The organism is Nonomuraea rosea, assembly GCF_039539705.1.
GTDB classification, from domain to species: Bacteria; Actinomycetota; Actinomycetes; order Streptosporangiales; family Streptosporangiaceae; genus Nonomuraea; species Nonomuraea rosea.
Window position 1 is genome coordinate 213,980 of record NZ_BAABDQ010000016.1, and the last position, 22,357, is coordinate 236,336.

General features: G+C 69.0%; 20 protein-coding genes and 1 pseudogene. 13 read left to right on the forward strand and 8 right to left on the reverse strand.

Annotated elements, in window-relative coordinates; translation table 11 throughout:
- The first annotated feature begins 116 nt into the window (after window positions 1-116).
- From dnaK to ABEA43_RS33100, 6 genes and pseudogenes are all read left to right on the forward strand, one after another.
- Window positions 117-1,988: a molecular chaperone DnaK gene (gene dnaK / locus ABEA43_RS33075; RefSeq protein WP_345567985.1), complete on the forward strand. Its 1,872-nt coding sequence runs from the start codon at window positions 117-119 to the stop codon at window positions 1,986-1,988.
- Entirely contained in the window at window positions 1,988-2,581 is a 594-nt protein-coding gene (gene grpE, locus ABEA43_RS33080) for a nucleotide exchange factor GrpE (RefSeq protein ID WP_345567987.1), read from the forward strand. Before dnaK ends, grpE begins: the two co-directional genes overlap by 1 nt.
- A 21-nt stretch (window positions 2,582-2,602) precedes the next feature.
- Entirely contained in the window at window positions 2,603-3,787 is a 1,185-nt protein-coding gene (gene dnaJ, locus ABEA43_RS33085) for a molecular chaperone DnaJ (RefSeq protein WP_345567989.1), read from the forward strand.
- A gap of 3 nt (window positions 3,788-3,790) precedes the next feature.
- Window positions 3,791-4,114 (forward strand): annotated as a pseudogene (locus ABEA43_RS33090) (heat shock protein transcriptional repressor HspR); the annotation flags it as partial.
- A 33-nt stretch (window positions 4,115-4,147) separates the two neighbouring features.
- Window positions 4,148-6,718: an ATP-dependent chaperone ClpB gene (clpB, locus tag ABEA43_RS33095; RefSeq protein ID WP_345567991.1), complete on the forward strand. Its 2,571-nt coding sequence runs from the start codon at window positions 4,148-4,150 to the stop codon at window positions 6,716-6,718.
- A 216-nt stretch (window positions 6,719-6,934) separates the two neighbouring features.
- Entirely contained in the window at window positions 6,935-7,606 is a 672-nt protein-coding gene (locus ABEA43_RS33100) for a hypothetical protein (protein WP_345567993.1), read from the forward strand.
- Between the two features lie 164 nt (window positions 7,607-7,770).
- On the opposite strand, the gene ABEA43_RS33105 is transcribed toward ABEA43_RS33100, so the two are convergent.
- A complete protein-coding gene (locus ABEA43_RS33105; protein ID WP_345567995.1) occupies window positions 7,771-8,301 on the reverse strand; it encodes a tetratricopeptide repeat protein in 531 nt (176 codons plus the stop codon).
- A 171-nt stretch (window positions 8,302-8,472) separates the two neighbouring features.
- Between ABEA43_RS33105 and ABEA43_RS33110 the strand changes: the two genes are divergently transcribed.
- Complete coding sequence (locus ABEA43_RS33110) at window positions 8,473-8,823, forward strand: hypothetical protein (protein ID WP_345567996.1); 351 nt, start codon at window positions 8,473-8,475, stop codon at window positions 8,821-8,823.
- On the opposite strand, the gene ABEA43_RS33115 is transcribed toward ABEA43_RS33110, so the two are convergent.
- From ABEA43_RS33115 to ABEA43_RS33130, 4 genes are all read right to left on the reverse strand, one after another.
- Window positions 8,809-9,375, reverse strand: a complete 567-nt coding sequence (locus ABEA43_RS33115; RefSeq protein ID WP_345567997.1) for a TetR/AcrR family transcriptional regulator — start codon at window positions 9,373-9,375, stop codon at window positions 8,809-8,811. The genes ABEA43_RS33110 and ABEA43_RS33115 overlap by 15 nt on opposite strands.
- Window positions 9,376-9,497: 122 nt before the next feature.
- The gene (locus ABEA43_RS33120; protein WP_345567999.1) at window positions 9,498-11,222 is read right to left on the reverse strand and encodes an SDR family oxidoreductase; all 1,725 of its coding nucleotides are present in this window, start codon (window positions 11,220-11,222) and stop codon (window positions 9,498-9,500) included.
- A gap of 45 nt (window positions 11,223-11,267) precedes the next feature.
- Window positions 11,268-12,341 carry a CapA family protein gene (locus ABEA43_RS33125; protein WP_345568001.1) on the reverse strand — a complete coding sequence of 358 codons (1,074 nt, stop codon included), beginning with the start codon at window positions 12,339-12,341 and terminating at the stop codon, window positions 11,268-11,270.
- Window positions 12,342-12,401: 60 nt separating this feature from the next.
- On the reverse strand, window positions 12,402-13,238 hold the full coding sequence (locus ABEA43_RS33130; protein ID WP_345568003.1) for a helix-turn-helix transcriptional regulator: 837 nt from the start codon (window positions 13,236-13,238) through the stop codon (window positions 12,402-12,404).
- Between the two features lie 102 nt (window positions 13,239-13,340).
- On the opposite strand from ABEA43_RS33130, the gene ABEA43_RS33135 reads away from it, so the two are divergent.
- A complete protein-coding gene (locus tag ABEA43_RS33135) occupies window positions 13,341-14,762 on the forward strand; it encodes an MFS transporter (protein WP_345568004.1) in 1,422 nt (473 codons plus the stop codon).
- Between the two features lie 37 nt (window positions 14,763-14,799).
- Here the strand turns inward: ABEA43_RS33135 and ABEA43_RS33140 are convergent, their stop codons facing one another.
- From ABEA43_RS33140 to ABEA43_RS33150, 3 genes are all read right to left on the reverse strand, one after another.
- Complete coding sequence (locus ABEA43_RS33140) at window positions 14,800-15,270, reverse strand: hypothetical protein (protein WP_345568006.1); 471 nt, start codon at window positions 15,268-15,270, stop codon at window positions 14,800-14,802.
- Window positions 15,271-15,755: 485 nt separating this feature from the next.
- Window positions 15,756-15,980 carry a DUF397 domain-containing protein gene (locus tag ABEA43_RS33145; RefSeq protein WP_345568008.1) on the reverse strand — a complete coding sequence of 75 codons (225 nt, stop codon included), beginning with the start codon at window positions 15,978-15,980 and terminating at the stop codon, window positions 15,756-15,758.
- A 54-nt stretch (window positions 15,981-16,034) separates the two neighbouring features.
- Window positions 16,035-16,898 (reverse strand): helix-turn-helix domain-containing protein, encoded by an 864-nt coding sequence (locus ABEA43_RS33150; RefSeq protein WP_345568010.1) that lies wholly within the window; start codon window positions 16,896-16,898, stop codon window positions 16,035-16,037.
- A 778-nt stretch (window positions 16,899-17,676) separates the two neighbouring features.
- Here ABEA43_RS33150 and ABEA43_RS33155 point away from each other — a divergent pair.
- The 5 genes from ABEA43_RS33155 to ABEA43_RS33175 all read left to right on the forward strand — a co-directional run bounded on the left by ABEA43_RS33155 (window position 17,677) and on the right by ABEA43_RS33175 (window position 22,336).
- The gene (locus ABEA43_RS33155) at window positions 17,677-17,808 is read left to right on the forward strand and encodes a hypothetical protein (RefSeq protein ID WP_345568012.1); all 132 of its coding nucleotides are present in this window, start codon (window positions 17,677-17,679) and stop codon (window positions 17,806-17,808) included.
- Between the two features lies 1 nt (window position 17,809).
- On the forward strand, window positions 17,810-18,469 hold the full coding sequence (locus ABEA43_RS33160; RefSeq protein WP_345568014.1) for a hypothetical protein: 660 nt from the start codon (window positions 17,810-17,812) through the stop codon (window positions 18,467-18,469).
- 131 nt (window positions 18,470-18,600) lie between these two features.
- Window positions 18,601-20,781 (forward strand): molybdopterin-dependent oxidoreductase, encoded by a 2,181-nt coding sequence (locus tag ABEA43_RS33165; RefSeq protein ID WP_345568016.1) that lies wholly within the window; start codon window positions 18,601-18,603, stop codon window positions 20,779-20,781.
- A 1-nt stretch (window position 20,782) separates the two neighbouring features.
- Window positions 20,783-21,394 carry an HD domain-containing protein gene (locus tag ABEA43_RS33170; protein WP_345568018.1) on the forward strand — a complete coding sequence of 204 codons (612 nt, stop codon included), beginning with the start codon at window positions 20,783-20,785 and terminating at the stop codon, window positions 21,392-21,394.
- Between the two features lie 120 nt (window positions 21,395-21,514).
- A complete protein-coding gene (locus ABEA43_RS33175; protein ID WP_345568020.1) occupies window positions 21,515-22,336 on the forward strand; it encodes a Rieske (2Fe-2S) protein in 822 nt (273 codons plus the stop codon).
- The last annotated feature ends 21 nt before the right edge of the window (window positions 22,337-22,357 follow it).

A 22,357-nucleotide genomic window follows, 5' to 3' on the forward strand; every position in this document is an offset into this window, starting at 1 on the left:
GGAATGCTTTCACGCTCATCGAGGTTGAGTCGGGTAGGCTCAAGTCGTTTGACAAAGACGACACACATCCGTAGCTTGAGTCCGACCGACTCAACTTTGACTACAAGGACGTACTCATGGCACGTGCGGTAGGTATCGACCTTGGGACGACCAACTCCGTCGTCTCGATCCTCGAGGGCGGTGAGCCCACAGTCATCGCCAACGCGCAGGGCTCACGGACCACGCCGTCCGTGGTCGCGTTCGCGAAGAACGGCGAGGTCCTGGTCGGCGAGGTCGCCAAGCGACAGGCCGTCACCAACGTGGACCGGACGATCCGCTCGGTGAAGCGGGAAATGGGCACCAACTGGTCCCAGGAGATCGACGGCAAGAAGTTCTCGCCGCAGCAGATCAGCGCCTTCGTGCTGCAGAAGCTGAAGCAGGACGCCGAGGCGTACCTGGGCGAGAAGATCACCGACGCGGTGGTCACCGTTCCCGCCTACTTCAACGACGCCCAGCGCCAGGCCACCAAGGAGGCCGGCACCGTCGCGGGCCTCAACGTGCTCCGCATCATCAACGAGCCGACCGCGGCGGCCCTCGCCTACGGGCTCGACAAGGAGCAGGACCAGACCATCCTGGTCTTCGACCTCGGTGGCGGCACCTTCGACGTGTCGCTGCTCGACGTCGGCCAGGAGGACGGCCACGGCTTCGTCGAGGTCAAGGCCACCTCCGGCGACAACCACCTCGGTGGCGACGACTGGGACCAGCGCGTCATGGACGAGCTCGTCAAGCGCTTCCAGAACGCGCACGGCGTCGACCTGGCCAAGGACAAGATGGCCCTGCAGCGACTGCGCGAGGCGGCCGAGAAGGCCAAGATCGAGCTGTCCAGCCAGTCCGAGACCAACATCAACCTGCCCTACATCACGGCGTCGTCCGAGGGCCCGCTGCACCTCGACGAGAAGCTGACGCGCTCGGAGTTCCAGCGGCTGACCGCCGACCTGCTCGACCGGACCAAGGGCCCGTTCCACCAGGTCATCAAGGACGCCGGCATCAAGGTCGCCGACATCGCCCACGTGGTGCTCGTCGGCGGCTCGACCCGCATGCCCGCCGTCTCCGAGCTCGTCAAGGAGCTGACCGGCGGCAAGGAGCCCAACAAGGGCGTCAACCCCGACGAGGTCGTCGCCATCGGCGCCGCTCTCCAGGCCGGCGTGCTCAAGGGTGAGGTCAAGGACGTCCTGCTGCTCGACGTGACCCCGCTGTCGCTGGGCATCGAGACCAAGGGCGGCATCTTCACCAAGATCATCGAGCGCAACACGACGATCCCGACCAAGCGCTCCGAGGTCTTCACCACGGCCGAGGACAACCAGCCGTCGGTGCAGATCCAGGTCTACCAGGGCGAGCGCGAGATCGCTTCTTACAACAAGAAGCTGGCCACGTTCGAGCTGACCGGCATCGCGCCGGCGCCGCGCGGCATCCCGCAGATCGAGGTCACCTTCGACATCGACGCCAACGGCATCGTCAACGTCTCCGCCAAGGACCTGGGCACGGGCAAGGAGCAGACGATGACCATCACCGGCGGCTCCGCGCTGCCGAAGGACGACATCGAGCGGATGATGCGCGAGGCCGAGTCGTACGCCGAGGAGGACAAGAAGCGCCGCGAGGAGGCCGAGGTCCGCAACAACGCGGACGGGCTCGCCTACCAGACGGAGAAGTTCCTCCGCGAGAACGACGACAAGGTCCCCGGCGACATCAAGACCGAGGTCAACGACTCCCTGACCGAGCTGAAGAAGGCTCTTGAGGGAACCGACACCGACGTCATCCGCACCTCGGCGGAGAAGCTGGCCACCGTCAGCCAGAAGATGGGCTCGGCGATCTACGCGCAGAGCCAGGCCCAGCAGGGCGGCGAGGGCGCCGCTCCGCAGGACGCCGCCGACGACCAGGACCAGAAGGCCGACGACGACGTGGTCGAGGCCGAGATCGTCGACGAAGACCAGCCGAAGAAGGACAAGTGATGCCGCCGCGTGAAAACGGGCATGAGGAGCCAGTGATCCGCGACAACCGCAAGATCGACCCTGAGACGGGGCAGGTGCGCGAGGCCCAGGGCTTCCCGCAGGAGGCGCCCGACGCGGCGCCGCAGGCCCAGGACGGCGAGCTGGCGGCCCAGCTCGCCGAGCGGACGGCCGACCTGCAGCGTCTCCAGGCGGAGTACACCAACTACCGCCGCAGGGTCGAGCGCGACCGGGCCGCGGTCCGCGAGCAGGCGGTCGCGGGAGTGCTGGCCGAGCTGCTGCCCGTGCTCGACGACATCGGCAGGGCCCGCGACCACGGCGAGCTGACCGGTGGCTTCGCGAAGGTGGCAGAGTCACTGGAAGCGGCGGTCACGAAGCTGGGCCTCAGCGCCTACGGCCAGAAGGGCGACCCGTTCGACCCGATGGTGCACGAGGCTCTGATGCACAGCTACTCGCCCGAGGTGACCGAGCCGACCGCGATCGAGGTGCTGCAGCCTGGATACCGGATGGGTGACCGGGTGCTGCGCCCGGCGCGGGTGGCCGTTGCCGAGCCCGAGGACGCTCCTCCCGCGTCCAATGACGACGACGACAACTAACACGAAGACGAAGGGCCGCAGATGAGCACCAAGGACTACCTGGAAAAGGACTACTACGCCGTCCTTGGTGTGCCCAAGACCGCCACCGCCGACGAGATCAAGAAGGCGTACCGGCAGCTGGCCAGGCAGTACCACCCGGACACCAACCAGGGCGACTCGGCCAAGGAGACCAAGTTCAAGGAGGTCTCCGAGGCCTACGACGTCCTGTCCGACGGCAAGCGCCGCAAGGAGTACGACGAGGCGCGCACGCTGTTCGGGTCCGGGGTGGGCGGCCAGCGGCCGGGCGGTGGCGGTTTCCCGTTCGACTTCGGCGACCTGTTCGGCGGCACCGGCCAGCAGGGCCAGCCCAGCGGCGCGGGAGAGCGGCTCGGCGACCTGTTCGGGGGGCTGTTCAACCGCGGGGGCGGTGCCGGCTCCGCCCGTACGACCAGTGCGACCAGGCCGAGGCGTGGCCAGGACATCGAGTCCGAGGTCACGCTGACGTTCACGGAAGCGGTCGAGGGCACGACGGTGTCGCTCAGGCTGACCAGCTCGGCCGCCTGCAAGGCGTGCACGGGCACCGGCGCCAAGGCGGGCACGACCCCGAGGGTCTGCCCCACCTGTGAGGGCACCGGCGCGGCCAGCCGCAACCTGGGCAACTTCGCCTTCTCCGAGCCCTGCCGCGACTGCAAGGGCCGCGGGCTGATCGTGGACGACCCCTGCCCCGTGTGCGAGGGCAGCGGCCGGGCCAAGAGCACCCGCACCATCCAGGCCAGGATTCCCGCGGGGGTGGCCGACGGCCAGCGGGTCAAGCTCAAGGCCAAGGGCGCGCCGGGTGAGAACGGCGGCCCGGCGGGCGACCTCTACATCCAGACGCACGTCAAGGCGCACGCCGTGTTCGGCAGGTCGGGTGACAACCTGACGATCACTGTGCCGGTGACGTTCACGGAGGCCGCGCTGGGCGCGGAGATCAAGGTGCCCATCCTCAAGGGTCTGCCGGTCACGCTGCGTATTCCCGCGGGCACGCCCAACGGGCGCACGTTCCGCGTGCGCGGCAGAGGCGTCGCCCGCAAAGACGGCACCAAGGGCGACCTGCTCGCAACGGTCGAGGTGGTCGTGCCCAAGACGCTCGACGACAAGTCTCGCGAGCTTCTCACGGAGTTCAACACCGCGATCGCGGGTGAGGACCCGCGCGCTGATCTCATTCAGCGAGCCAGAAGCGAGTAGCCGATGGACGCCAACTATTTCGACCTGTCAGACGACACGCCCGTCTATGTGATCTCGGTGGCCGCGCAGCTGTCGGGGCTCCATCCGCAGACGCTGCGGCAGTACGACCGGCTCGGCCTGGTGAGTCCTGGGCGCACGGCCGGGCGCGGCCGCCTTTACTCGACACGCGACATCATCCAGCTCCGCGAGGTGCAGCGGCTCTCCCAGGAGGAGGGCATCAACCTCGCGGGGATCAAGCGGATTCTCGAGCTCGAGAACGAAGCTCTGCGGCTGCGCGAGGAGGTCCACCGTCTGCGCGCCGAGATGCGGATGGTGCGCGCGCTGATCCGCTACGAGCTGCCACCGGGGGCCTAGAAGATCATGGACTACAAGCTCACCCAGAAGAGCCAGGAAGCGCTCTCGGGTGCCATGCGGCGTGCCGCCGCCGACGGCAACCCGGAGATCTCCCCGGCCCACCTGCTGACCACACTGCTCTCTCAGACGGGCGGCACCGCCGTACCGCTGCTCGAAGCCGTCGGCGCCGACTGGCGCACGCTCCGGGCGCGGGCGGAGGAGCAGCTCGCGGCGCTGCCGAAGGCGCAGGGCTCGACGGTGGGGGCGCCGTCGAGCTCGCGCCAGCTCCTGACGGTGATGAACACCGCCGCCCAGCACGCCAACCGGCTCGAAGACCTCTACGTCTCCACCGAGCACCTGCTGGTCGGCCTGGCCGCCGACGGGGGGCCGATGGCCGAGCTGCTCAAGACACAGGGCGCGGCGCCGCAGGCGCTGCTCGACGCGTTCGAGAAAGTACGCGGCCACGCCCGCGTCACCAGCGAGACTCCTGAGGACACCTACCAGGCGCTGGAGAAGTACGGCGTCGACCTGACCGAGCACGCCCGCGGCGGCAAGCTCGACCCGGTCATCGGCCGCGACTCCGAGATCCGCCGCGTCGTCCAGGTGCTCAGCCGCCGCACCAAGAACAACCCGGTGCTGATCGGCGAGCCCGGCGTCGGCAAGACCGCCGTCGTCGAGGGCCTGGCCCAGCGCATCGTGGCCGGCGACGTGCCGGAGTCGCTGCGCAACAAGCGGCTGATCTCGCTCGACCTGGGCGCGATGGTGGCCGGGGCGAAATACCGGGGCGAGTTCGAGGAACGCCTCAAGGCCGTGCTCTCCGAGATCAAGGAGAGCAACGGGCAGATCGTGACGTTCATCGACGAGCTGCACACCGTCGTCGGCGCGGGGGCCGCCGAAGGCGCGATGGACGCGGGCAACATGCTCAAGCCGATGCTGGCCCGCGGTGAGCTGCGCATGATCGGCGCGACCACGCTCGACGAATACCGCGAGCGCATCGAGAAGGACCCGGCGCTGGAGCGGCGCTTCCAGCAGGTCTACGTGGGCGAGCCCACGGTCGAGGACACGATCGCGATCCTGCGCGGGCTGAAGGGCCGCTACGAGGCCCACCACCAGGTGCAGATCGCCGACGGCGCGCTGGTGGCCGCCGCGGCGCTGTCCGACCGCTACATCACCAACCGCTTCCTCCCCGACAAGGCCATCGACCTGGTCGACGAGGCCGCCTCGCGGCTGCGCATGGAGATCGACTCCCGTCCCGTGGAGATCGACCAGCTCCAGCGCAACGTCGACCGGATGAAGATGGAGGAGCTGGCCCTGTCGAAGGAGACCGACGAGGCCTCCGTCCAGCGCCTCGAACGCCTCCGCCAGGAGCTGGCCGACCGCCAGGAGGAGCTCAACGCCCTCGTCGGCCGCTGGGAGCACGAGAAGGCCGGGCTCAACAAGGTCGGCGAGCTGAAGAAGCAGCTCGACGAGGCCAGGGGCGCCGCCGAGCGGGCCCAGCGCGACGGCGACTTCGAGGCCGCCTCCAGGCTCATGTACGCCGAGGTGCCCCGCCTGGAGCAGGCGCTGAAGGCCGCCTCCGACGCCGCGCCGCCGGACAACGCCATGGTCAAGGAGGAGGTCGGGGCCGACGACATCGCCGAGGTGATCTCGTCGTGGACCGGCATCCCCGCAGGGCGCCTCCTGGAGGCGGAGACGGCCAAGCTGCTGCGGATGGAGGATGAGCTGGGCCGGCGGCTGATCGGCCAGCAGCGGGCCGTACAGGCCGTCTCCGACGCCGTACGCCGCAGCCGCGCCGGCATCGCCGACCCGGACCGGCCCACGGGCTCGTTCGTCTTCCTCGGCCCGACGGGTGTGGGCAAGACGGAGCTGGCCAAGGCGCTGGCGGAGTTCCTGTTCGACGACGAGCGGGCGATGACCCGCATCGACATGAGCGAATACTCCGAGAAGCACAGCGTGGCCAGGCTCGTCGGCGCGCCTCCCGGCTACATCGGCTACGAGGAGGGCGGCCAGCTCACCGAGGCCGTCAGGCGGCGCCCGTACACCGTGGTGCTGCTCGACGAGGTCGAGAAGGCCCATCCCGAGGTGTTCGACATCCTGCTGCAGGTGCTCGACGACGGGCGGCTGACCGACGGCCAGGGCCGCACGGTCGACTTCCGCAACACGATCCTGATCCTGACCTCCAACATCGGCTCGCAGTTCCTCGTCGATCCCAAGCTGGAGAACGGCGCCAAGCGCGAGGCGGTCATGGGCGCGGTGCGCAACGCGTTCAAGCCGGAGTTCCTCAACCGGCTCGACGACGTGATCCTCTTCGACGCGCTCGGCTCCGAGGAGCTGACGCGCATCGTGGACCTGCAGGTCGACCGCCTGGGCCGGCGCCTGGCCGACCGCAGGCTGACGCTGGAGGTCACGCCCGCGGCCCGCGAGTGGCTGGCGATGACGGGCTTCGACCCCATGTACGGCGCCCGTCCCCTGCGCCGCCTGGTCCAGTCCGCCATCGGCGACAAGCTGGCCAAGGCCGTGCTGTCGGGCGACGTCGTGGACGGCGACAAGGTCCGCGTGGAGCTCGGCGACGACGAACTGCTCGTCCAGCGGGGCTGAGCACTCAGCGAGAAGCCCGGAGATCCAGCCGATCTCCGGGCTTCGGCGTGTCATGGCACGGTCATCCGGCCGCCCGCTCGGTAAGGTTCGCCCCACTCTTCGGACAAGCCGCACTCCCCGGGCGCCTGGCCTGACTACCTTCGGCGTTCGTCAGATCACCGAAATCGTTCAGGGGGACGCGAAGTGCCATCTCGGAAGATCCGAAGCATCCTTACGGTGGCTGCTCTGACCGCCGGCGTCAGCTGGCTGACCGCAGGCCCCTCGCCGGCGGACTCCTGCCCGGACACCGAGCACGCCCTGCTGTCGAGCAGCTCGATCGCGGCGCACTGCGGCAAGCAGAGCCGTGTCCGCATCAACGACGGCGGCAAGGCCAGCAGCAGGATGGTCACCACGGAGAGCAACAAACTGGCCATGGCCGCCGGGGACCTGGCCAGGCAGCTCGGCCTGACCGGTCTGGCGACCGGGAAGTCCGCGCTGGGCACCGCCGACCTCGGCGGGGTCGCGGCCACCTGGGGCATGCCCTCGCTGGCCTCCGGCGCTCCGGCGCTTTTCCCCGCCGTGCCCGGCCCGATCGGGATGAAGGACCTGTCGACCATGGCCGGCATCCCGGCGCTGCCCGCCCTGCCGGCGCTGCCGCAGCAGCCGCTGCAGTCGAAGGTGCCCAGCGAGATGTCGCTCGGCCAGTCTCCGTACCACAACCGCGTCGCCGGCACCGGCATCCAGTCGCCGCTGGACCTCGAGAAGCCGGTGTACGAGGTCGGGGCCGACGTCATCGGCGTGCTGCTGCCGAAGGCGGTGGAGAGCGTCGAGGGCACCTCGATGCTGCCCGGCGGGCAGCCCGTGGTGGAGGGCTTCACCGGCCTGGCCCACGGCCTCGGCCTGCGCTGAGCGGCGACCTGGCCTTGGTCGGCCCAGGCCACCTCACCCGGGCGCGGAACGTGCCTGCCGCGCCCGGCTCCCCATAACCGAAGGGGCCGCGGCCGCCGACCGCGGCCCCTTCGCGTTACGACCGTGCCGTCAGCGGACGGATCCGCCGTCCGGCGACCGTGCCCTCAGGAGACGAGCTCGTCGAGCTCGTCCTCCGGCAGCCCGAGGTCGACCCTGATGCGATAACGGGTGCGAAGTGCCGCACCATGATCAGGATCGCTCTCGTCGGAGCCCAGTGCCGCCTGGGTGGCCCACTCGAGCCCCCCTTGGAGATCGCCGTAGGCGACCAGTGTCTCGGCGATCGTGTGTGCTGTCGCCGTTGAGATGCCGCCCTCAGCGCGGATAGTCTCGATGACCTCCCTAGCCTCATCGGGTCTGTCGAGCTCGAAGAGCGTGTCGGCGATGCCGGCACGCGCGTCGAAACCCGCCTCGCCACCGTCCTCGACCGCGCGCTGGAAACACTCCATGGCGCGCGCGGGCTGGCCCGCCGCTCGCCACTCCTCGGCGGCGAGAACCAGGATGGATGCCCTGGAGACGTCGCCCGACGAATAGCCGAGGGCGACGTCGTATAGCCGACCGGCCAGGGAACTGTGGTCGTCGGCCAGTAGGGCCTGCTCAAGCAGACGATCAAGGTGCTCACGGGTCACATACGCCACACCGCGAGACTACCGAGCTACCCGGGCTTTTGCCCGGTCAATGCACATCGCCGCTCACTTACAAATTCGGCAACGTCCTGTCAAAGGCTGGTTACGCAGAGCGTGTCTACGCAGCTCATCGGGCATATACAGCTCGCTTTGCGTCACGCGAGCGAAGGGGCTGTGATGGGCATGTCCAAGCAGATGACCTTCACCCTGGCCTGTGCCGTCGTGTTGTCGGCCCTCGTTCCCGGAGTGGCCGGCTATTTGTCGGCCCGCTTGGAGGCCATCGAATCCGCAGAACGCAACCTCCGCGCGCTCGAAGTGAGGCTGCATGTCCGCGAGGCCAGGGACGCCCGCGCGGTCTCGTACCCCGCGCCCTGTCTGCGCACCCCCGCCACGCCGCGCTTCCAGCAGGTGCCCGCCACCGCGCTGGGCGAGCACCGCGGGAAGGTCTGGGTGCGGCACGTGCCGGCCTGGCTGTCCGGCCTGCTGGCGGAGGTCGGCGAAGTCGGCGGGAGCGAGCCGCTACGCGTGCGGTGACCAGGATTTGAGCTGACGGGACAGGAAGCCCCTGATCAGATGCTTGGCCGCCTCGATGATCTCTGGAGAGCCGTGCGGGTCGTGGCGGAAGGCCAGCTTGAGCACGGAGTCACCCGCCTCGACGGCCACCAGCACGGCCACGTCCAGCTCCGGGCTGTCGGCCAGCCCGAACTCCTTCAGCAGCAGCCCGCGCAGCCGGCCCGCGATCACCGCGTTGTTGTCGGAGTCGGAGTCGAGCAGGTTGAGGTCCACCGCGTCGCCGAAGTGCAGGCTCTTGAAGCCGGCGACGGTCCTGTGCATGTCGACGTACTCGTCGATGATCGCGTCGACCGCCTCCCACCAGCCGCGGTAGTCCTGCTCCAGGAACCGGCGATCGACCCGGCGCACGAACTCCTCGACGTTGCGCCGCGTGAGCTCCTGCGTGATGGCGCGTTTGTCGGGGAAGAACTGGTAGACCGAGCCGATCGCGACGCCTGCCCGCTCGGCTATGCGGGTGGTGGACAGCGACTCGTACCCGATCTCGTCGAGCAGGGCGGCACAGGCGTCGAGCATCCGCTCGACGCGCCGTGCGCTGCGGCGCTGTGCGGGCTGCCGCCTGAGGGCTTTGGGCTGTGAGCAATCATCATCCATTTGCGGCGAAGACACGTATTCATCTTCTCCTGTACGAGCGATCGTTACCTGGCAATTTGTGAATTTCCCCGGGATCCACTCAATCGGGCCAGTCCACGCATCACACGCGGCGAAATCCTGGACAGGGCATATCCGATTCTGCCCTCCAGGTTGACCGGAACGACGGCCTGATTTCTGTGCACCGCCCGGAGAATGTGCGCGGCCACCCGCTCCGGCGGATATCCGCGCCGCGCCAGCCCGCGGACGGCCTGGTCCCGCAGGTCGGCGCCCACGTACGCGGTGTTGCTCGCGATCGGCGTGGAGATGAAGCCCGGGCAGACGGCGCTGACCCCGATGCCGTGACCGGCCAGCTCGGCCCTCAGGCAGTCGCTGAGCATCTTCACCGCGGCCTTCGAGGTCGAGTACGCGGGCAGCAGCCGCGAGGGCGCGAACGCCGCCAGCGAGGCGATGTTGACGATGTGGCCGCCCTCGCCGCGCTCGATCATGGCGGCGCCGAACAGGCGGCAACCGTGGATGACGCCCCACAGATTGACGTCGATGATCCGCCGCCAGTCGTCAACCGTGTGATCGAAAAAGGACCCCGCGACGGCGATCCCAGCGTTATTAACCACAATGTCCGGCACGCCATAATCAGAGATGATTTTTTGCGAAAAATCCTCCATCTGATCGATATTCGCGACATCGACCTGTACCGCATGCGCCGTACCACCAAGGTCCTTCGCGATGGCGCCGGCGGCCCGCGCGGCGGCGTCGGCGTCGATGTCCGCGCACACCACCTCCGCCCCGTGCGCCGCGAACGCCCGGGCCGTCGCCAGCCCGATCCCCGACCCCGCTCCCGTGACCACCACCAGCCGATCGGCGAACATCTTGCCTCCCTCTCCCGCCCGCGCCCGCCGCAGTGCTCTGGCGGGGGCGGCTCCGTCCACGTGCGCGGCGAACTCCCCCACCATCCCGGCGACGACCTCGGGACGGCTCCGATGGATCCAGTGCCCTGCCGCGACCTTCCGATGCCACAGCCTGGGCGTCCACTGCCCGGCCGCGGCCAGCACCGCGCCCGACACGAACGCGTCGCGGCTGGACTCGATGACCTGCACGGGCACGTCCACGCGCGGATCGCGACCGTCTCCCCTGAGCGCCCCGCGCATGTTCCGCCGGTAGAGCCACAGCCCGTTGCGCCCGTCCTCGACCAGCGTCTCGGCCGGATGCCCCGGTCTGGGCCGGACGCCGTCGCCGCGCCGCAGGGTGCGGCCGACGGCCCTGGGCATGATCGCGCCCCAGGCCAGCTCGGGCAGCACCGGGATCAGGAAGGCGCCGATGTACCAGGCCTTGGCGAGCTGCGCGGCGACGTCGCGGCGCCTGCCGTGCCGGGCGAAGTGCGCGAGCTGCCGCAGCCCCGGGCCGCCGAAGCTGGTGAAGGAGGCCACACGGTCCCGCGTCTCCGGTCGCGCCACGGCCTCCCAGCCCTGCAGCGACCCCCAGTCGTGCCCGACGAGGTGGACGCGGGGCTTGCCGACGGAGTCGAGCACGGCGGACAGGTCGCCGATCAGCCGGTCGAAGCCGTAGGCGCGACGGTCGCGCGGGGCGCTCGACCGGCCGGCCCCCCGCACGTCGTAGCGCACCACGTGGAAGCGGTCGCGCAGCAGCGCGGCGACCTCGTCCCACACCCGGTGCGTGTCCGGGTAGCCGTGCAGCAGCAGGACCGTCGGACGGGCGGGGTCGCCCTCCTCGAAGACCGCCAGCCGTACGTCACCGGACTCCACCCAGCGCATCGCGGACCCCCTGTTGGACGCGTAATCCAACAAAGGATAGATCGCTCAGGGCTGTGCGGCCAGACCCGCGCAGGAGCGCAGCGCCTTCCAGTCGGTCACCGCCTGGGTCTTGGCCGCGCCGGTCATCGGGATCGGCACGCCGCCCTGGATGGTGGCCGGGGTCCAGCGGTCCTTCAGCACCTTCCGCCCGTTGATCGTCAGCGTCAGCACCCCGGTCCTGCCGGTCGTCCCGGGGGTGGAGTTGTAGAAGACGAAGTTGCCCATGCCGTAGCTGACGTAGGCGTCATCGAGGTATCCGGCCCCGAGCAGGATGTGCGCGTGCCCGCCGATCACCACGTCGGCCCCCGCCTTGACCAGCTTGGGGGCGAGGGAGAGCTGCGCCGGGTTCGGGCACTTCTGCATCTCGGTGCCCCAGTGCAGGTGCACGATCACGGTGTCGGAGTTCTTGCGCGCCTGCCGTACCGCCTTCAGCAGCGCGGGCTCGTCCTTGGCCGAGGCCAGGCCGCCCTTGTCCGCCGTGGCCGTCCACGCCTGGATGAACTCCGCGTCGAGCACCTGCGTGGCCCCGATGATCGCCACCCGGTTGCCGTTCACCGTCTTCCTGAACGGCTTGTACGCCTCCGCCGCGTTCTTCCCGATCCCGACCACGGGGAACTTGCTGCGCTTGATCGCCGCCAGCGAGTCCGCCAGGCCACTGTCCATGTAGTCCATGCCGTGGTTGTTCGCCATCGACACCACGTCGACCCCGGCCCCCTTGAGCGCGGTGAACGCGGTCGGCGGCGCCCTGAACGTGAACTGCTTACCCGGAGCCGGCGTCCCCGCCGTCGTGATGGCCGTCTCCAGGTTGATCATCGATAAGTCCGACGCGCGCAGCACGCTCGCGATGGGCCCGAGGGCCGTGCGCGGATTCGCGAGCCGGTTCCGCAGCATCCCCTCGAAGTGCACGTCCCCGCCGAAGGAGATCGTGTACGGCCGCCGCTCAGCCGCCGGCTTCTTCGTCGGGGCGCCGGACGCCTGCTGGTCCACCTGCTTGCTCTGCGGCTCCCGCTCAGGTGCCGGCGAGCAGGCCGCCAGCGAGGCGACGACAGCCAGCGCCGGGAGGGCAAGGGGGAGTCTCATCTGCTGCCACTTCCGCTCGAATCCTTACGTTCAAGGATCGAGCATGACATGCAGTGCGTATTACCGCGCAGCCTCCCCGTTGCTCAGCAACTTGGACATAGCGCTCCACGTCCGGTCATCCGCCGGTGTGTAGACGATCAGCCGGATCTCGGGCGCGGCCAGAAGATTGGTGCTGCTGAAGCGCAGCACCCCCATCTCCACGTTCCGGTACGACTTCGTCCTCGGCCCCGGCTCGGCCACGTCCTGCCTGGCCCAGAGCTGCGCGAACTCGGCGCTCACCGAGCTCAGCCTGCGGACGAAGTCCTGCCAGCACGGGTCGTCCGCGTGCCGGCTGTAGGCGCCCCTGAAGACGGCCACGGCTCTGGCCAGCTCCTGGTCGCGATCCAGCAGGAGCGAGGTGGGGTGCAGGTTGAGGGAGGTGTACCAGAGGGAGTTCCGCTCCCCCTCGGGCGCGTCGACCAGCTCGGGGAACAGCAGCGCGTAGGCGGAATTCCAGGCCAGGACGTCGCAGCGGCTGTTGGCGACGCAGGCGGGCATCTCACCGAGCCGGTCGAGTATCCCCCGCATCTCGGGCGTCACCTGGCCGGTGTCCACGTCCAGCGGGACCTGCACCTGTCCGGCCAGCCGGTAGAGGTGCTGCCGCTCGGCGCTGTCGAGCCGGAGCGTGCGCGCGATCGCGTCGAGCACCTGGGTGCTGGCGTTGATCGGGCGGCCCTGCTCCAGCCACGTGTACCAGGTCACGCCGACGCCGGCGAGCTGCGCGACCTCCTCGCGCCGCAGGCCGGGGGTGCGCCTGCGCGGGCCTGGCGCGAGCTCGACCATCTCCGGGGTGATCCGCTCGCGGCGGGTGCGCAGGAAGGCCGACAGGTCGGCTCGCCTTGCTTCTGCCACGGTCATCTCTCCACAATGGTGGACATAGCGGCATTTATCCAGTTACCGCCAGTACCAGTATAAAGGGACTCTCGTTACTGGTACTGGATCCGCTGCAGACTGGTCGGCATGACGCAAACTGCCGCCTTTACCTCTCCTGCGCACACAAAGCCGCAGAAGACCAAGGCCAGCGGTCTGCTCCTGGCGATCATCCTCGTGGGGCAGTTCCTGGCCATCCTGAACGTCAACATCGTCAACGTGGCCACCCCGACCATCGAGTCCGACCTGCACTCCTCAGGCGCCGGGCTGCAGATGATCGTCGCCGGATACACCATCGTCTACGCCGTCCTGTTGATCACGGGAGCCAGGATCGGCGATCTCTTCGGCTATCGCAACGCGTTTCTCGGCGGGCTGGCGGTCTTCACCGTCACCACGCTCGGCGCCGGCCTGGCTCCCTCCACCGGCTGGCTGATCGCTTTCCGCTTGCTGCAGGGCGCCGGGGCGGCGCTGATGATGCCGCAGGTGCTCACCTTGATCCAGCGCAACTACCAGGGGGCGGCCAGAGGCAGGGCGATCGGCCTCTGGTCCTTGGTGATCAGCGGGGGCATCGTGGTCGGCCAGGCGCTCGGCGGGATCCTGCTGGGGTTCGGCGCGGGCTGGAGGCTGGTCTTCCTGGTGCTGGTCCCGGTCGGGGCGCTGCTGATGGCGGCCGGGCTCCGGGTGCTTCCCGCCGACGCGGGCGGCGGCAAGACGGGGCTCGACCCGTGGGGCCTGGTGAGCCTGTCGGCGGCCGTGCTGCTGCTCGTGGTGCCGATGGTGCTCGGCCGCGACCTCGGGTGGCCGCTGTGGGGCTGGATCTCGATGGGGCTGAGCGTGCTGATGTTCGGGGCGTTCGTCCAGATCGAGCGGTGGGTGACGGCTCGGGGCGGGCGTCCCCTCGTGGACGCGCGGGTGCTGCGCGCGCCCGGCATGCGGCCGGGGCTGGCGATTCTGCTGTTCGGCCCGGCGACCTGGGGCGCGTTCCTGTTCACCTCGGCCCTGCACCTCCAGGGTGACCTGCACCTGACGCCGCTGGGCTCGGGCATGATGCTGGTGCCGTGCGCGCTGGCCTTCGGCCTGGTCGGGCTCGCCTGGCCGCGCCTGCCGATCGGGCTGCAGCGCCCGCTGGTGCCCGTCGGCTACGTGGTGGCCGCGCCCGCCTACCTCGGGCTGGGGCTCGCCGCCGGCGGCGGTCTCCCGTACGCGATCATGAGCGCCCTGGTCGGCGCCGGCCTCGGTGTGCAGGTCGCGGTGACGAACATGGCGACCGAGCAGGTGGACGGCGCCTTCGCGGCGGACGCGAGCGGCGCGCTGCTCACCGTGATGCAGCTCGGCCAGGTCATCGGCGTCTCGACGGTCGGCACCCTGTTCATCACGCTGAGCCAGAACCACGGCCCGGTGGCCGGACCCTCCGCCTCCCTGTGGGCCGCCATCGCGATGGCCGGCCTGGCCGTCCTCGCCGGGCTGAGCTCCCTCTTCCTCGTACGAGGCCGCGTACCGGCCCGAGCGTGACCCGGTGCGGCGCGTCCCAGAGAGGGACGCGCCGCACTCATATGAGCCGACCGACCAGCCAGCCGAACGCGGTGAGCAGCCCGGCGACGACGAGCCCGGCCACGATCCCGTGCAACACGTCGGCGCGGAACCACGACCACAGGCGCATCGGCCACCGCCCTTCGTCGTCCGGTAACGCGTAGGGCCTGATCTCCTTGGCGATCGCCCGCAGCAGCTTTCGCGGCCGCCGGCCGAACGCCGTGACCTCGATGGTCAGGGGTGTGAAACCCGCCTTGACGCAGATGCGGTAGTGCGTGGTCCGCACGCTCAGCTTCACGCTGCGCGCCCGGCCGTCGTTGAAGGCGCCGTGCAGGTCCACGGCGTCGAATTTGGCGCCGTCGCGGCACTCGATCGTCAGTTCTTTCCTGGCGGACTCGAGCAGCTCCATCACGTCGCACATCGCGGAGAATTGCGCTTCGCGATTGAGCGGGGCGTACAGACGGTGATACCGGCGTGGTAGAAACGGCATTACGGTCTCCTGGTGATGAACCAGATGTCAAAGAAGTCGAATATGCGGCATGGGGGCACCCAGGAATGGCTGGGTGAAATGTTTTCCGCCACCCGCAAGAGATGGTGAACACGCAGAAAGGTCAGCCTGCTCGCCCTTGCCGGTGGCCGCCGTCGTTTCTCGCGCCGCGTCCGCACGCCGGTCGACGGCGTGGAGCGGCAGAGCGTGACAGGCCCCGGATATGACACGGGAGCATCGACACCGCGATCGGGCAGCGTCCATGCGGGGGGTCGCCGCCTCGACGGTCCTGGGGTGGGGACCGGGTGGATGCTCCAGGCCTACGAAAGATGGGGTCGGAGGTTGATCATCAGGGGGGTCGCTGTGCCATGATGTGTGCGTCTTCTACGCTCGCCTGTGCGGCGAGCAGGAGTGCTGCCGAGGCCTTGCCGGGCCTCGTGGGGAGCGGCCCTGCGACGTTGCGTCATCAACTTCGCCGGGCCGTTTTCTTACCCGCTCGTCGTCAAGGTCGCAAGATCGAATTCACCCTCGCGGACGCCGGACGCGAAAGCGGCCCACTCCTCTGGAGTGAACACGAGGACGGGACCGTCATGCTCCTTGCTGTCACGCAGCGCGACGTTGCCGTCCGCCAGTGGAGCGACCTCGACGCAGGTGTCTGCGCCATTGCAGAAGGTGCTCTTCCGCCAAGCCGCCGTCATAGGGTGGTTGTGCATTTTCTCCCCAAATAGCTGAAGGGGCTCCGTTGCCCCTTGTTGAGGTGGGTGTCGCTAACGCCTCCACAGCATGGCCTTGCGTTGGATGAGCACACGTGATTCATCCTCATCGAGCGCCTCCGACCGAATGTGGTCGAAAGCGGTCTCGTATCCGGCCACACGTTCGAGGTCTTCGACGAAGTGAGCAGTGTACAACTGTTCCAGGTACACAACATCGTCAAAAGCCGCAAACTGGAGGTGAATAAACGCACCGGTGTTAACCGGATGAAGTGAGTCCAGGGTGAGGACGTGCACGCCGACGTGCGGAAGCAGGGAAAGCTCCAGGAGATGCTCCATCTGCTCGCGCATCACCGAGGGCTCGCCGAAGCGCCGGGTCAGCGCCGATTCGTCCAGCACCACCGTGAGCCGGCAGGGCTCGGTGCGGTAAAGGACGCGCTTCTGCCTGTCCAGACGGGCTTCGACCCGGCTCCGAACACCGCTGTGCGTGATGCGAGCGATGCCGCGAGAGGCCAGGATCACTTCCCGTGCATAGTCCTCGGTTTGCAGGAGACCGGGCACGACCTGGGGTTCCCATGATCGTTGAGAGATCGCCTCCGCCTCCAGCCCGAGAAATCTTGTGTACTCCTCAGGCAGAGCGTCCTCGTAATCCTCCCACCACCCTCGCTGCTCCGCATCCCGCAGAAGGCCGAAGAGTTCGTCAACTTTGTCTCCGTCGACGCGGTAGAGCTTCGCCATGGCCTTGATGTCGTCAGCGGCCGGCATCGTCTTGGCCGCCTCGATCCGGCTGACCTTGCTCGGGGACCACCCGAGCTCCTTGGCCGCCTTGGCGCCGGTGAGCTTCTGCCGCTCGCGGAGAAGACGCAACTCCTGGCCCAGCCGGAGCCTGCGCACGGTCGGACTGCCCTGCTGCGATGGCACCGTCCACTCTCCTTGTCGGGAATGAAGGTGTAGCCGGAAGGGATCGTTTGGGGCCCGACATTCTGGGCCGTTCGCCCAATCTTACACTGCAAGTTGCATGTGTAGTGCCGCTCGGCCTTGCCAGAAGGCTTTCACGGAGAGAGCGTAGGAGCAAGACAAGCTCCGCGAAGGCGCAGCATGTGGGCCAGCTTTTCGCGGCTCGGCCTCGGTCCCTCGTGAAGCCCTGACAGTTGTCGTGCAAGTTGCAGAGCAAGCCAACCAGCAAGCTGCGAAGAAAGTTAAATCTTCCCTTGCTGAAAGTATTGCAGCGACGAAGCCCTGGAGAGACGATCGACCCAGGAGGGATCTCGAGTGATGAGGAGGCCGGACATGACGACACGGCCGTACACACCGGGCCTTCCGACCACGTTCGCGTGCCCCCATGCCGATCCGCGCGATCCGCATAAGGGCCGCACAGCCGGCAACGTCGCCGTCCCGGAAACGCATATCGACCCCAGGGAGGCCGCTTGCCGGAAGGATTACTCAATCTCCTGAAGAACGCACCGAACATCCGCTCTTTCGAGCACGAAAAAAGCCGGGCCGAGGCTGATCACCCGTTCGCCGCAAATGGGCTGCCACCCTGCGGCGAGACCTGTCACCAGCCGTCGGACCGGCCAAGAAGCCACCTCTGAAAATGCCGCGAAAGGGGTCTTCTATGTACTCACAAGGTACCAAGGGACTCAGCCGAATCAAGTCCCGGATCCGGGAACTCATCGCCTTGGCCGATCGCGAAATCTGCATGGAGCCCGACGAATTCGCCCACCGCATCGGCTGGACCGTGGCGCGGACGGGGTTCGGGGCCCGCCGCTATCGCGACCCGCGTTTCGACCAGCTCAGCCTGCCCCACCGGGTGACGGAGGAGGTGTCCTGACATGCCGAGGAACCCGCGGAACCAGATTTACCCCGCCTACGAGGACCTCCCCGCCGCCGGTCGCGGCGGGCCGCTGGTCAGGCTCTGGCGGATCCGTACGGAATTGCTGCTGATCGCCGGGCTGGCGCTGTTCACGCTGACATTGCTGGGCGCCACCCAAGAGGGCCGCTGGGCGCCCTTCATCCTCCTGACGAGCGCGATCTCGGTGCCGGCTGCCACCAGGATCGGACGCAACTGGATCGCCGCCCGCTTCTGGTGCGTGGTCTCCAGGCACCGGCTGCAGCGGGTCTGCCTGGAGACCACGATGCACACCAGGTCCGGGCGGATCCCGCTGGTGCTGTGGATCACGCCGACGGCGACCGGCGAGAAGGCGCTGATCCTGACGAGGGCCGGGATCTGCGCCGAGGAGTTCGAGGCGTACAGCGAGGAGATCGCGGCGGCCTGCTGGGCCAGGAGCGCGAACGTCTTCCGGCACGTCAAGCGGGCCCAGCTCGTGATCGTCGAGATCGTCCGGCGCGACGAGACGCCCGGAGCGGCCGCCCCCGGGCTGGAGCGCCTCTACGGCCGGCGAGCGTGGATCTCGCTGAGACCGGACCTTGAGGAGCCGCCTGATCTGCGTACGGACGTGGTGCTGCCCGCGGGCGCGCTGGCGAACCGCTAGCACCTCCCAAGCCTGGGGAATCCGGGAAATTCCCCGGGGGTGCAAGCCCCGGAGACCGCGGGGGCTCCGGGGCTTCCCCATGCGCGCGGTACGAGACAAGATGAGTTCATCTGGCGAACTCAGGAGTCGTGATGACGTCGACCGTCCACCGGACCTGTCCCCTCTGCGAGGCCGTCTGCGGCCTGACGCTCACCCTCGACGAGGGCGGGCACGTGACCAGCGTGCGCGGGGACAAGGACGATCCGTTCAGCAAGGGGTTCATCTGCCCGAAGGGCGCCAGTCTCGGCCGGCTCGACGAGGACCCCGACCGCCTGCGCAAGCCGCTGATCAGGGAGGGCGACCTGTGGCGCGAGGTCGGCTGGGACGAGGCGTTCGCCGCGGTGCGGGCCGGGCTCGCCCAGGTCGCCGACCGCCGGTCGACCGCCGTCTATCTCGGCAACCCGAACGCGCACAGCATGGCCGGCGCCCTGTACGGCGCCCCGCTGATCAAGGCGCTCGGCACCCGCAACGTCTTCTCCGCCAGCACCGCGGACCAGATGCCCAAGCACGTCGCTAGCGGCCTGATGTTCGGCCATCCCCTCGCCATCCCGGTCCCCGACCTGGACAGGACCGACTATCTGCTGATGCTGGGCGCGAACCCGCTGGAGTCCAACGGGTCGCTGTGCACCGCGCCCGACTTCCCCGGCAGGCTCAAGGCCCTGCGCGGACGCGGCGGCCGGCTCGTCGTGGTCGATCCCCGGCGTACGCGGACGGCGGCGCTGGCCGACGAGCACGTCTTCGTCCGCCCGGGGACGGACGCGTACCTGCTGTTCGGCATCGTCCACACGTTGTTCGCCGAGGATCTGGCCCGGCCGTCTCATCCGGTCAACGGGCTGGCCGAGGTGCGCGAGGCGGCCAAGCACTTCCCGCCTGAGGCGGTCTCCCTGCGTACCGGCGTGCCCGCCGAGGTGATCGTACGGCTGGCCAGGGAGCTGGCGGGGGCGCCGACGGCGGCCGTGTACGCCAGGATCGGCACCTGCACGGCCGAGTTCGGCACGCTGGCCCAGTGGCTGGTGGAGGTACTGAACGTGCTGACGGGCAACCTGGACAGGCCGGGCGGCGCCATGTTCCCCAAACCCGCCACCGAGTTCGGAGCGCGACGGCGGGCTTACGCGATGGGACGGTGGCGGAGCCGGGTCAGGGGGCTGCCGGAGGCGGGCGGCGAGCTGCCGGTGGCCACGCTGGCCGACGAGATCGAGACGCCGGGCGAGGGGCAGATCAAATTCCTGCTCACGGTGGCGGGCAACCCCGTGCTCTCGGCGCCCCACGGGGACCGGCTCGACGCGGCCTTCGAGCGGCTCGACTTCATGGTGTGCGTGGACCCGTACCTGAACGAGACCACCAAGCACGCGAACGTCATCCTGCCGCCGCCGCGGGTGCTGCAGTCGGGGCACTACGACTTCCTGCTGCTCGGGTTCGCCGTGCGGAACTACGCACGCTACTCGCCGCCGCTGCTGCCGCTCGACGGGCAGCCCTCGGAGGCCCAGATCCTCGCCAGGCTGGCCATGATCGCTTCGGGGCTGGAAGGGGACCTGGACGCGTTCGTGATCGACGAGATGCTGCGTAAGGCCGCGGAGACGCCCGGCTCCGGCATCGAGGGGCGGGACGTGGCGGAGCTGCGCGACCTGCTGGAGGGCGAGACGGGCGCAGAACGCCGGCTCGACCTCATGCTCAGGCTCGGCCCCTACGGCGAGTGGGCCGGCAAGGGCGACCTGTCGCTGCGCAAGCTGCTCGACCACCCGCACGGGCTGGACCTGGGCGCGCTGGAGCCCAGGCTGCCCGAGGTGCTCAAGACCGCGTCGGGCGTCATCGAGCTGGCTCCGCCGCAGCTCATCGAGGACGTGGAGCGGCTGCGCGGCAAGATGGAGGAGGCGCCGCCGGAGATCGTCCTGATCGGGCGGCGGCACCTGCGCTCCAACAACAGCTGGCTGCACAACGTGGGCACGCTGGTCGGCGGCAGCAACACCTGCACACTGCAGATCCACCCCGCAGACGTGGCCAGGCTCGGGCTCGGCGGCGAGGCCGTCGTCACCTCGGCGAAGGGCCGGCTCACGGTGCCGCTCGAACCCACCGACACGATCATGCCGGGCGTGGTCAGCCTGCCGCACGGCTGGGGGCACGCGGGCAGCGCACAGAGCGTGGCGGCCGAGCACGCGGGGGTCAGTGTCAACGCCCTTACCGACGAATCCACCATCGACGTACCAAGTGGTAACGCAGTGTTCAACGGAGTTCCGGTCACGATTTCACCAACCGGGGTGATCACCGCACATTAGGGTGTCGCGCGTGACTATCGCGCCAGAAGAGGACCGCCTGAACACCCAGATCGCCTTCGCCATCGAAATCGACAAGTTGAAGCGGATCATCCGCCGCAACCATCTCATCGACGGTTCGCGGCGGGAGAACACCGCAGAGCACTCCTGGTACGTGGGCACGCTGGCGATGGTCCTGGGCGAGCACGCCCCACCGGGGACCGATCTCCAGCGGGTGGTGGCCATGTTGCTGGTGCACGACCTGGTCGAGATCGACGCCGGCGACACCTTCATCTACGACGCGGCGGCCGTCTCCCCCGACGTGGACGCGCTGGCCGCCGCCGCGGACCGCATCTTCGGCCTGCTGCCGGGCGAGCAGGGGGCGGAGCTGCGGGAGCTGTGGGACGAGTTCGAGACCAGGAAGACGCCGGAGGCGAGATTCGCCAAGGCACTAGACCGGTTCGCCCCGATTTTGGCCAACCACCACACCGAGGGAGGCACGTGGCCGCTGTTCAAGGTCAAGGCCGCACAAGTCAGGGAGAAGGTACAGATCATCGAGGAGGGGTCGCCCTCGCTGGGCGCGTACGCCCGCGAGCTGGTCGAACTCTCCGTTGCCAGGGGACACCTGTCCGAGTGATCCCCTCATGGCGGGGGTAGGGGACTTGTCGTGAAAGAGACAGTACGCGCGAGACGTCGGCAGTTGCGGGGTTTCGCCGGGCCGGTTGCCATCGCCGATCGGCTCGAGAAGTCGAAGGCAATGGACAAACCGGTCAGAGTGCTGGCCAAGGCCGTACGCCGGCGCATCCGCCAGGGCTGGCTACGCGATCTGCTGCACGGCGTGCCCACCGGCAAACCTCTGCACCCGCCGCTGGCCACGGTCAGCCTCGGCTGCTGGCTGTCGGCGGCCGTGCTCGACCTGGCGAAAGCCGATCCGCGCGCCTCCCGCCTGCTGCTGGCCACGGGCATCGCGAACGCGATACCGACGGCCGCGTCCGGGCTGACCGACTGGTCCTCGCTCCACCGTGAACAGCAGCGCGTGGGCTTCGTCCACATGCTGTCGAACCTGGCCGCACTCGGCCTGTTCTCCGCCTCTCTGGCGACCCGCCTGCGCGGCAAGGAGCGGGCCGGGCGGATGCTGTCGTTCGCCGGGCTCGGCGTGGGCGGCCTCGGCGCCTATCTCGGCGGCCACCTGGCCTACCGGCAGGCCGCGGGCGCGAACCACGCCCCGCAGGTCACCCACCTGGTGCCGCTGGGCTGGCACGACCTGTGCCCGCTCAGGGACCTGCCCGACGGCCGCCCGGTCGCCAGGCGGCTCGGCTACATCCAGCTCTTCGTGCTGCGCCAGGGCGACGCCGTGACCGTGCTGGCCGACCGCTGCCCCCATCTGGCGGGTCCGTTGCACCAGGGCAGGCTCGTGATGGAGGACGGGGAGGCGTGCGTGGTGTGCCCGTGGCACAGCAGCACGTTCAGGCTGACCGACGGCTCGGTGAAGCACGGCCCGGCCACCGCGCCCGCGCCCATGTTCGAGACGCGGATCCGGCGTGACGGCACGATCCAGGTGCGGCCTGGGTTGACCTGAGCTTTGGTTGAGGTTCTACCG